This window comes from Endozoicomonas sp., from assembly GCF_031844845.1.
Taxonomy (GTDB): domain Bacteria; phylum Pseudomonadota; class Gammaproteobacteria; order Pseudomonadales; family Endozoicomonadaceae; genus Endozoicomonas.
In genome coordinates this window covers 1-9884 of sequence record NZ_JAVRMB020000034.1, presented here as the reverse complement: position 1 = coordinate 9884, position 9884 = coordinate 1, and the positions used below count along the sequence as shown (strand labels likewise).

The 9884-nt window shown below is 48.8% G+C and carries 7 protein-coding genes and 1 pseudogene; 2 read left to right on the top strand and 6 right to left on the bottom strand.

Annotation, left to right across the window (positions count from 1 at the left end):
• The 4 genes and pseudogenes from RM811_RS01570 to RM811_RS01555 all read right to left on the bottom strand — a co-directional run.
• Nucleotides 1–593 (bottom strand): annotated as a pseudogene (locus tag RM811_RS01570) (hypothetical protein); the annotation flags it as partial.
• Nucleotides 594–773: 180 nt separating this feature from the next.
• Nucleotides 774–1616, bottom strand: coding sequence for an HlyC/CorC family transporter (locus RM811_RS01565; protein WP_402520102.1), 843 nt, complete (start codon nt 1614–1616; stop codon nt 774–776).
• A gap of 90 nt (nt 1617–1706) precedes the next feature.
• Nucleotides 1707–2168, bottom strand: coding sequence for an rRNA maturation RNase YbeY (gene ybeY / locus RM811_RS01560; RefSeq protein WP_402520100.1), 462 nt, complete (start codon nt 2166–2168; stop codon nt 1707–1709).
• A gap of 268 nt (nt 2169–2436) precedes the next feature.
• Nucleotides 2437–3435 carry a PhoH family protein gene (locus RM811_RS01555; protein ID WP_402520104.1) on the bottom strand — a complete coding sequence of 333 codons (999 nt, stop codon included), beginning with the start codon at nt 3433–3435 and terminating at the stop codon, nt 2437–2439.
• 991 nt (nt 3436–4426) lie between these two features.
• On the opposite strand from RM811_RS01555, the gene RM811_RS01550 reads away from it, so the two are divergent.
• Entirely contained in the window at nt 4427–5950 is a 1524-nt protein-coding gene (locus RM811_RS01550; RefSeq protein ID WP_402520098.1) for a hypothetical protein, read from the top strand.
• A 53-nt stretch (nt 5951–6003) separates the two neighbouring features.
• Here the strand turns inward: RM811_RS01550 and miaB are convergent, their stop codons facing one another.
• The gene (gene miaB, locus RM811_RS01545) at nt 6004–7353 is read right to left on the bottom strand and encodes a tRNA (N6-isopentenyl adenosine(37)-C2)-methylthiotransferase MiaB (RefSeq protein ID WP_402520096.1); all 1350 of its coding nucleotides are present in this window, start codon (nt 7351–7353) and stop codon (nt 6004–6006) included.
• Nucleotides 7354–7703: 350 nt separating this feature from the next.
• On the opposite strand from miaB, the gene RM811_RS01540 reads away from it, so the two are divergent.
• Nucleotides 7704–8030: a DUF1820 family protein gene (locus RM811_RS01540; RefSeq protein WP_402520094.1), complete on the top strand. Its 327-nt coding sequence runs from the start codon at nt 7704–7706 to the stop codon at nt 8028–8030.
• A 203-nt stretch (nt 8031–8233) separates the two neighbouring features.
• On the opposite strand, the gene RM811_RS01535 is transcribed toward RM811_RS01540, so the two are convergent.
• On the bottom strand, nt 8234–9751 hold the full coding sequence (locus RM811_RS01535; protein WP_402520092.1) for a pyridoxal phosphate-dependent decarboxylase family protein: 1518 nt from the start codon (nt 9749–9751) through the stop codon (nt 8234–8236).
• Between the last annotated feature and the right edge of the window lie 133 nt (nt 9752–9884).

Below are 9884 nucleotides of genomic sequence, written 5' to 3'. Positions count from 1 at the left end.
GGAATCAGCGCCGCCAGCAGGCAGGCGGTGGTGACCATCAACAGACTTAATCCGTAAGTGCCGGTGACGGGGGCTAATGAGGCAAAAGGGGTGTCCAGCAGCGCATAGCCGGCCAGCAGCCAGGGGAATCCCGTCAACAGCCAGCTACGAACCCATTCGAACAGTACCCAGAGACCGGAAAACAGCAGCGCCTGTTGCCAGGGATGAAGTCTGTTCGAAGAACCCTTGTCAGCCTGTCGCTGATTCAGCCAGCTGTAAAGCAGAAAGACCGGCATGATCATAAGGACTGAAATACCCAGCACAAACAGACCGATCAAAAGTCCGGCAAGCATGGGCGAAGCAGCACCAAATTCGTGAATGCTGACGTATACCCACGAAGTACCAGCGCCAAACATGCCGACGCCAAATAGAAAACCGCAAAGGGTTGCTGGCTTAACGGACAGGGTTCGGGTTAGCAGGAATATAATGCCAATAGCCAGCATGGGTACTGGCCAGAAATCAAAGGGGCTGAAACCAAGAGGCATGGCCGCACCTGCAGACAGTGCCAGCAGGTAGCGCATCATTTTTATCACTGAAAAGTCAGGCCCTGACATGAAATAACGTTCCCTGGCCAATAAATGGGTTGTCGCGAAACTCGAGAGCAGGTCGGTTTCCCCGTTCAGGGGCGAGCCGACAGGTGGCCCCGGCAGCAACGCCATTCTTTGGTTGGTGCATGGCGGTTGGTGCACGCATCGGCTCGCAAGCGAACCGACCTGCGCGGGGAGCAGCAGGCATCAGCAGGGAGTTACCCGCAGCAGTCGAATTCGACGACCATCGGCGTTCAGTACGTCGAAACGGAAACCGGAGACTTCCACCGATTCGTTACGGGTTGGCATATGACCAAACTCCTGCATCACAATGCCACCAATGGTGTCGAACTCATCATCCGGGAATTTAGTAGCAAACTGCTCGTTAAAGTCTTCAATAGGCGTCAGCGCTTTAACAATAAAGGCATGCTCAAGATCATCGGCCGGTTTGATAAAGGTATCTTCATCAACATCGGTTTCATCTTCAATATCACCAACAATCTGTTCCAGAACATCCTCGATGGTGACCACACCAGCAACGCCGCCAAATTCATCAATAACGATGGCCATATGGTTTCGGTTGGTACGGAATTCTCTGAGTAGAACGTTCAGGCGTTTACTTTCCGGAATAAACGTCGCTGGGCGCAAGTGATTTTTGATATTGAATTTGCTGGTGGTGTTGAGAATCAACGGCAGCAGATCTTTGGCCAGCAGGATGCCAATGACTTCATCTTTGGTGTCGCCTATGACCGGGAAGCGGGAATGGGCAGACTCAATCACCTTGGGAAGAAACTCTTCGGGGTTCTGGTCTTCATCAACACAGACCATCTGGGAGCGGGGAATCATGATTTCGCGAACCTGCATGTCCGCTACCTGAACAGCGCCTTCAATGATGCTCAGTGCTTCATCATCCAGCATGCCCCGGCTTCCGGCGTCTCTCAGTATTGCCAGAAGCGCATTTCGATCTTTGGGATCCTGATGGAACATACTGCTCAGTTTGTCCATCCAGGATGGTGACGGATGATCTTCCGCCGAATGGTCGTCGCTCATTGCCCTCGTTCTTCACTGGTGTGCCCGGGGGTTAAGGTCCGGGCGGTTTACTGAATAAAGAAATGGTCCTTTTTCCGGTCCTTATCAGGTTTACTCGTAAACCTGATAAGGATCAGGATAGCCAAGTTGGCCAAGAATGTCTGTTTCCAGAGACTCCATTTCTTCGGCTTCCTGATCGTCAATGTGATCATAGCCAAGGAGGTGAAGTGTGCCATGAACCATCATATGAGCCCAGTGGGAATTGAGACTTTTTTTCTGTTCAATGGCTTCTCGTTCCACTACCGGGGCGCAGATGATGAGGTCACCCAGTAATGGCAGCTCCAGTTCAGCGGGCAAGTCGGAGGGAAATGAAAGCACATTGGTTGGGCCTTCTTTGTTACGCCATTGCCGGTTGAGCTCGGCGCCTTCTTCGGTATCGACAATTAACAGGCTGATCTCTGCATCCGGCCGAAGCTCACCAACGGCTGCTGTCGTCCATTTTTCCAGCTCACTCTGATCTGGCAGTTGTGAGCTGGTGCTGTTAATCATGACATCAATATGAACACTGGCCATTATTGCGTGCCTTTAGCAAAATAGTCGTAAACCCTCGCCCAAACGGGCGGGTATATAAGACGGGAACACGGCGAGCGTTCCGCTTGTGTATCTTTTTCCATGGTCTACACTCTCCGTGGATTTATCAGTAAAACAGCCGTTGACGATAATCAGGCGATGATTGTTTTACCGTGCTACAAGCTACAAAATAGTGGAGGGGCACCCCACTACTGCTAATGGAGGCTTCTGTGTAAGTCCAGTCGTTACAGGTTGGCAGTAGCCTGTGAAGTTAGAAGTCTCGCCTACTAAGGCGGGAAGTGTCACGGGATGAAGAGCCTTTAGCTGATGGAAAGCCTTTAGCCTGATCTTTCTGGGTCAGCTTGTCATAGCGTTCATAAGCTTGCACTATCCGCTGCACCAGAGGGTGACGTACCACATCTTTGGCAGTGAGCCAGGTAAAGCCAATACCTTCGACGCCTTTAAGAACCTCAATGGCACTGGCCAGGCCGGAACGGGTGCCGCGAGGTAAATCGATCTGGGTGATATCACCGGTAATGACGGCGGTGGAGCCAAAGCCAATCCGGGTCAGGAACATTTTCATTTGTTCCTGCGTCGTGTTTTGCGCTTCATCGAGAATAATAAAGGAGTTGTTGAGGGTTCGACCACGCATATAGGCCAGAGGGGCCACTTCAATGACATTCTTTTCAATCAGCCGGTCAACCCGTTCCAAGCCGAGCATCTCATAAAGCGCATCATAGAGCGGTCTGAGATAAGGGTCGATCTTCTGGGACAGGTCACCCGGGAGAAAGCCCAGTTTTTCACCGGCCTCAACTGCAGGGCGAACCAGCAGAATACGACGAACCTGTTCTTCTTCCATTGCCTGAACGGCAGCAGCCACCGCCAGATAGGTTTTACCGGTGCCTGCGGGGCCAACACCAAAATTGATATCGTGCTGCAAAATCGATTTTACATAGCTTTGCTGGTTTGGGCCCCTGGGCGTAATCATACCTTTGCGGGTGCGTAAGGAAACCAGCTTGTGGTCAGGGGCTTCATGAATCCACTCTATGGCAGATTCCTGCAGGAAAAGGTGAACGGTATTGGGGCCCAGAGGCTCAGCTTTTCCGGTTTCGCGAAACAGCCGTTTCAACACTTCACCGGCCACTTCAGCCTGTCCATCGTCACCACGGATGGCAAAGACGTTACCACGGTTACGGATGGTGACCTTGAGCCGTTCTTCAATCTGTTTCAGGTGTTGGTTAAATTGTCCGCAGAGTTCAGCGAATCTCAGTGGTTCATCAGGCTCAAGGGAAAAGCGACAGACGTTTTGATCGGGGGCGTTGTGGCTAGAATCGCTGTGATCAGGAGCGTTGTGACTGCCAGAAGAGTCCTGTCCTTTTGTATTGGTATTCAAAGTCAGTTATTAGCCTTTACTGCGGTGGTACTTATGTTACTTGTCGGGAATCGACGGGTAAATAAGGGGTTGTTGATCTTGTCCTGTCCAATGGTTTGAACGGGTCTCACAGATGCAATTAATGATGAGATTATCAAACTTGATATTGATAAGCAGATCAAGTTTTTTAAGAAAATTATTTTTTGATAAGAACTATAAAGTTGTCTGATGGTCTCAATTACTAATGTTACGCACCCCTGCATATAAATAATGATGACCGATGGGTCAGATATTGTATGCAGTGGCAATTAGCACTGAAGTGTAACTCCAGTTAATCATAACGGCTGAGGATTTTTCAGAACGATAGTGCAGCTATTGATGGTTTCTGAGCCGGGATATTCCTTGTTTTATGGAGGATAATAGTATGTTGGTGGCAGAAAAACAGTTGTCCAGCCCAGGAGGTAGCAGTTCAGGTGATGGGCACGAAAAGTCATTGAGGAAAAAATGTGTCAAGGGTCCTGGCGGGCGCAAGGTGTCTGCCCGGAATCCTGTGCCAGGCTTTCAGTCTGTTGAGGGGCGTGGAAGGCGAGCCTCCCGTTCGGGAGGGGGCGGCTTTACCACGATGACTATTTCTCAGAAGTTTGTCTTTGGCCTTGGTTTTCTGGCCGCCGTTAAAGGGGTGGGGGGAGTCAACCCCCGGAGTAGTGTTGGCAGCCATTCAGGGGTATCTGTTCAGCCAGGTTGCCAGAACCCCACTTTTTTAGAACGGGTTGGTTCTGTCGATAGCATGCCGTGGCTGCTGAAGCCTTCCGATGAGACAGTCATTACCCTGGGGTTAATAGACCCGAAAGAGATCAAAGTGCCATTGAGATATGTTCATTTAACAGGAATGGAAGAAGCTGTTAAGTCTTTAGAGAAAGTAATAACGACGGTCTCTTCTCATATGCGTACCAATTTCGAACAAGGGGGGGTTGGTTTTGGTAAGACGACATATGACGTAAGAAGGCATGAATGGCACACGGCTTGCGCCACCAGAATATTTCATAGGAGCCCCTGTTTTGTTGGGATGTGCAAAGAGGCAGATCAGTACAGTATCTTGCTGGGCGAGTTGCTGAGTTATGGGCGGGACACTGGCTATTACGAAGACTTTAAGGGGAATATTGATCAGGCTGTTTATTTCTATAAGGATGTCATCAGGGGCCTGGCGGTTACACTCAATAAGGAATATAAGTTTTTGGCTGGTTTACTGTCTCAAGCCAGAAAGAACGTGCCTAAGAGCACGATAGATAAGTTAAGGAATGCTCCCGATCGGGTGTTTGAGAACAGAGAATCTGGATTTGGCCGGGCTTTACCGGATGGTGGGACGGATGGTGGGACATCCACTGATTTTTCCGGGAATGCTATTACATTATTTGATTTTCTGTCTGCGCAATTAGACGATTTTAAAAGAATTTATAATGAAACGGAATTTCCGGAACTGCAAAAACAATGTGAAACCCGGGAAGTGTTGTGTGTAAAACAAAGCCGCATTGAGCGGGCGAAAGCGTTACGAAGAGAAGTGGTAAGGAAGAGAGCTGAGCGTGAAGTGTATCGTAACTCAGCCTCTATAAAAATTCTGGATATTATTGCTACATCCTATGTGGAATTAATTTTTGGGTTTATTGCTATTCCAGGTATGTTAAGAATTTTACCTGCCAAAGTTATATCGTATCGGGGACGAAGAAAATGTATTAATACCGCTAAGATCATTCGCGATATCGCTAAAGCAAAAGGGATAAAGTTGAAAACGTTAGAGGATAATATGAAAGCCTGTGAGCAGATCGTTGCCACTAAAAGTGAAATCTCCAGAGGGCACTATCAGAGTTCTTTCCCGCAAGGTTGGAGTGAGCCTGTAATGAAAGATTATTTTAGTCCTCACAGGCCTGTTCGAAGCAAAAAGAAGCCAACAGATCTTCGTTCTTTTTATGAGCGTATCACGGAACCGAAAATCAATTCATCAAAGGCTAAAATTCCTGATTACCCCTGGCAGACGACTGGTATTATCTGGGGGCATCAATGTTTGCGGCCAATTTACAGGAAAGGAGTTGATGTGAAAATAAATATGGATGATAAGAATATTGTAGCTTACGCTTTTTTCGATAAAAAGGAGGTGGAAAAAAAAATACCGGACAAATTTTCTCTAACAGACATGAAAGAGATTGAGGAAATATATGAAACAGGACATTACGCTTCCCATCGTCAAAATGCCACCGGTTATAAGTGCTTCAGCTACGAAAACAACCGGATCTGGGAGTTTAAGATCAGTAGTGGAAACAGGCTTTGTGGGCTGACGGTAGAGGCAACCAGAGAGGGGAAATTGGCTCGTATCCCCTCTTTGGCTGTATTTGATTGGATTCCCAGGAAAAAACTGTAGATTTCAAGGATATCCGTCAGGCGTGTTCTTTGGGTCCAGTCGGTATTCGATGATCAGGCAACGTCGTCCAGCTCAGAGTCAATCAGCGTACCCCGCAGGGAGTGAGGGAATGCCTCGAGGATTTCTATATTGGCAAAACGACCAATCAGCCGGGGGTCAGTGCAGTGAAAATTGACCACCCGATTACACTCTGTCCGGCCAGAAAGTTGTCCCGGATCTTTCTTTGAGTAGCCAGTCACCAGAATTCTCTGGGTGCTGCCCACCAGTCGGCGACTGATCTGGTTAACCTGCTGGTTGATGCGATGCTGCAAAATGTGCAGACGCTGCTTTTTAACCTCATCAGACACATCGTCCGCCATGTCCGAAGCCGGGGTTCCCGGACGTTTGCTGAAGATAAAACTGAAAGAAGCATCAAAGCCCACTTCGGCAATCAGGTTCATGGTGTCTTCAAAGTCCTGGTCGGTTTCGCCGGGGAAGCCGACGATAAAATCTGAAGAGAGTTTCAGGTCAGGACGAATGGCCAGAACCTGACGAATTTTCTTCAGGTAATCATCCGCTGTGTGTTCCCGCTTCATCAGCTGGAGAATGCGGTTTGAGCCGCTCTGTACCGGCAGATGCAAGTGGCTGACCAGCTCCGGTACCTCCCCATAGACATTCACCAGGCTGTCAGAAAATTCCAGTGGGTGCGAGGTGGTAAAGCGAATGCGGTCAATACCATCAATGGCCGCGACCAGGGTAATCAATTCCGCCAGATCACAGGTGGAGCCATCGTGTTTGTCGCCACGAAAGGCATTCACGTTCTGACCCAGAAGGTTGATTTCACGAACCCCTTTTTCGGCCAGTCCGTAACACTCGGCAATCACATCATCCATGGGTCGGCTGATTTCAGCCCCCCGGGTATAAGGTACGATGCAGTAGGTACAGTATTTATCGCAGCCTTCCATAATGGAGACAAAGGCACTTGGGCCTTCGACACTGGGCTCAGGCAGTCGGTCAAACTTCTCAATTTCCGGAAAGGTGATATCAATCACCGGAATATGATTGGCTTTACTGGCATCAATCATCTCCGGCAGACGATGCAGAGTCTGGGGGCCAAACACCACATCGACCTGGGGAGCCCGCTTACGGATCTCGGCACCTTCCTGGCTGGCAACACAGCCGCCCACACCAATAATCAGGTCCGGATTCTTTTCCTTGAGTTTGCGCCAGCGGCCCAGCTGGTGGAAGAGCTTTTCCTGGGCTTTTTCCCGAATGGAACAGGTATTTATCAACAGGACATCCGCCTCTTCAGGATTGTCCGTCAGTTCCAGAGTATGAGTTTCACCGAGCAGATCAGCCATACGGGCGGAATCGTACTCATTCATCTGACAACCGTGTGTCTTGATATACAGTTTTTTGCTCATTTCACTCTTTACTGGCTGGTGCCTGAAAGGGCTCAAACCTGCAGCTGAGGTTAAGCCTGTTGTTAATATAAAAGGGGGTAAATCAGGCATTATAACTACCCTGCACCATGGAGGGTAGTCCATGATAGGTCGGGTCAGGCAGTGATTGCATCGTATGGACTGTGGTCAATGCCGGGTCTGGCTGGTTGATCGCGAATAAAGACCCCCCTCAGGTTTGTATATTTCCAGTTTCTTAAGGCTAACCGCAAGCCATTGGTGTTTTGCTTTGTGTTATCATCCCCGCCCAGAATTCGTATTGTCAGCTCGATCCTCATGGATCGGGCCGTATTTTAGAGCGGTAATAGAACCCAATGGCGAACATCCCCATTTTTCGTGTGATCTTTCAAAATCAGGGCGAAGTGTTTGAAGTTTACGCCCGTCAGATTTTCCAGAGTGAGCTCTGGGGGTTTATTGAGGTCGAAGAGTTTGTCTTTGGTGAGCGCAGTCAGCTGTTGGTTGATCCCAGTGAAGAAAAACTGAAGACTGTATTTGAAGGAGTTAAGCGTAGCTATATTCCTTTGAGTGCCATCATTCGTATTGATGAAGTGGAGAAGGAAGGCGCCAGCAAGGTTTCTGAAGTCAAAGGTGATAATGTCCGGCCTTTTCCGGTGATGCCTCACCTGCCTTCCAGAGATTAAAGGCAATGGATTCCCACGCAGGATCCCCAGGGCCTAAAAGCGAGGGAATCAAGGTCTGTTTGTTCAGTAAATTACCGGCTGTTTACTCAATGGCCGGTAGATCAAAAACCGTGGAAGAGAAAAAGGACATTAGATGTACCCATATTTATTTTATGAATAAATTTATGGCTGTCCTAAATGTTTTCTGCTGTCCTAAATGTTTTCTAAATATCTTTGCTAAATGTCTTTCCAATATTCTGTTTATTCGCAATATAATCTTTCACCTGCTGAAAAAAGCCATCAATATCCTGAGATTCCAAATCAGGGTTTAGTAGAATCAAGCGAACAAAAGTCAGGTTTTTCCAGGTTCCATACCCGACCATGCAGATGCCCGCCTCATTGAGCCCATTACACAAATCGATGGCATTCATTTTTTTTACGGTAAAACACAAGTTCAGGCTTTGCGGTGGGATGACCAGTTCAAAGTCAGGATCGTTGCGTACGCAGTCAGCGGCGTAATCGGTCAGCTGGAACTGTTTTTCAATACGCCGGGCATAGCCCTCTTTGCCAAAGTATTTCCAGGCGGCCCATACTTTGAACGCATCGTTTTTACGGCCGCACTGCATTGATTTTAGTCCGGGGTTCCACGTATCTTCATTGGCCTGAAACAGGTAATCACTTTTTAAAGCACAGTGCCTGGCCAGCATCCCCTGTTGTCGAAACAATACGCAGGATGCCAGTACCGGCACATTCATCATTTTGTGGGCATTCCAGGTAATGGAGTCCGCCCTGGCAGCCCCTTGTAACAGTGCCTGTTTTCGTGCCTGTGACAGGAACGCTCCGCCCCCCCAGGCCGCGTCAATATGTGTCCACAGTTGGTATTTGGCGGCAATTGCGGTGATTTCCTCAATGGGGTCGAACGCTCCGAGAACCGTGGTCCCCGCTGTGGCATTGATTAAGAATGGCTGAAAACCCTGGTGGTTATCCTCACAAATAGCCTGTTCCAACGCCTGCGTATTCATTTTCCCCTGGTCGTCGGAAGGAATCGTCCGGATATTGTCGCTCCCCAGTCCCAGACACATGGCATTTTTAATGTGGGAATAATGGGATTGGTCGCTAATGTAGGTGGTCAGTGCTTTCCCACAAATTCCTGTTTTAGCGATCCCGGGGACGGTTTCATTGCGTGCTACCATCATTGCCAGTTGATTGGCAGACGAACCACCGGGTACAAAAATTCCGTCACCATCAGGGAAGCCGGCATAATCCAGCAGGGTGCTGATCACTTCTTTTTCGATATTCACATGCACGCCGGCGACTTTATAGGTATGCATAGAGATATTGGTCATCGTCGCCAGCATGTCAGCCATCATGGCCGGGTGATTGCGGGCACCAAACAGCTGATTAAAAAAAGTGTGACTGCCCGTACGGGGGGTATTAACGACCACCCTGGTCATCAGGGCTTCAAATTCATCATCCGTCATCTCGCCGTCTTTAATCGCCAGTGAGAATTTATCCTGATTCTCTTCCGGCCGGGTCGGTTGTAATGTTGGCTCTGATAGCTCCGCCTGATAACAGGCGTCGGCGATACGGCGAAGCATATCCATGGTCGATGAAAATTGCTGGTCGGCGGTTAATCGGACTCTATTCCGCACTTTAGTACCCACTGTCGTCTGTCTGGGCAGACTGTCCTGTCCTTCTTTTATTCCCTCTCCCTGAGTCTTGGTAACACGGCCCTGAGACATAAGTTTGATCACCCTGACAATGAAAATCACCCCCGATCAGAGTAGACGAATCTCACCACACAGAAGAGGTTAATTGGAGTAGTGAACTAATGGGGACTTTAGTGAATATATAGAGGGCATTCATTGAAGTGCC

Excerpts from the sequence above, each read along its gene's own strand:
- RM811_RS01565 (WP_402520102.1), bottom strand. The coding sequence starts at position 1,616 with ATGAGCGACGACCATTCGGCGGAAGATCATCCGTCACCATCCTGGATG.
- ybeY (WP_402520100.1), bottom strand. The coding sequence starts at position 2,168 with ATGGCCAGTGTTCATATTGATGTCATGATTAACAGCACCAGCTCACAA.
- RM811_RS01550 (WP_402520098.1), top strand. The coding sequence starts at position 4,427 with ATGGAAGAAGCTGTTAAGTCTTTAGAGAAAGTAATAACGACGGTCTCT.
- miaB (WP_402520096.1), bottom strand. The coding sequence starts at position 7,353 with ATGAGCAAAAAACTGTATATCAAGACACACGGTTGTCAGATGAATGAG.
- RM811_RS01540 (WP_402520094.1), top strand. The coding sequence starts at position 7,704 with ATGGCGAACATCCCCATTTTTCGTGTGATCTTTCAAAATCAGGGCGAA.
- RM811_RS01535 (WP_402520092.1), bottom strand. The coding sequence starts at position 9,751 with ATGTCTCAGGGCCGTGTTACCAAGACTCAGGGAGAGGGAATAAAAGAA.